This is a genomic window from Stenotrophomonas sp. PS02297, assembly GCF_029959705.1.
Taxonomy (GTDB): Bacteria; Pseudomonadota; Gammaproteobacteria; order Xanthomonadales; family Xanthomonadaceae; genus Stenotrophomonas; species Stenotrophomonas nitritireducens.
Map to the genome: position 1 here is coordinate 1 of NZ_JASCOS010000251.1, position 597 is coordinate 597.

The 597-nt window shown below is 74.4% G+C and carries 1 protein-coding gene; it reads left to right on the forward strand.

Annotation, left to right across the window (positions count from 1 at the left end; translation table 11 throughout):
* On the forward strand, nt 1-594 hold a 594-nt coding region (locus QMX80_RS19245; RefSeq protein ID WP_282278778.1), incomplete at its 5' end, for a methyl-accepting chemotaxis protein.
* Between the last annotated feature and the right edge of the window lie 3 nt (nt 595-597).

Sequence of the window (597 nt, forward strand, 5' to 3'; positions counted from 1 at the left end):
CCCCCCACCACCCGCGCCCGGCCGGTTAGCGCCACCCCCCCCAACACCGGGCCCTTCCCCGCGGGGGGGCCCCCCGCCCGCGCCGGGGAGCAGGGCCGCGGCTTCGCCGTGGTCGCCTCGGAAGTGCGTACCCTCGCCCAGCGTTCGGCGGGCGCCGCCAAGGAGATCAAGGAGCTGATCCAGGACTCGGTCGGCAAGGTCGGCGAAGGCTCGCAGCTGGTGCGTCGTGCCGGCAGCACCATGGGCGAAATCGTCAGCTCCGTGCAGCGCGTGACCGACATCATGGCCGAGATCAGCGCCGCCTCGCAGGAGCAGAGCGCCGGCATCGAGCAGGTCAACCAGACCGTCACCCAGATGGACGAGACCACCCAGCAGAACGCCGCCCTGGTGGAGGAAGCCACCGCCGCCGCGCGTTCGATGGAAGAACAGGCCTCGCATCTGGCGGAAGCCGTAGCCCTGTTCCGCCTGGACGAACACGATGCCCCCGCGGTGGCGGTCAAGGTGGCGCCGGCCGTGGTGGCGGTCGCCGCCGCGGGGGGGGGGGGGCCGCCCCCCCGGGGGGGCCCCCCCCCCCCCCCCCCGCGCGCGGTTTAAAAA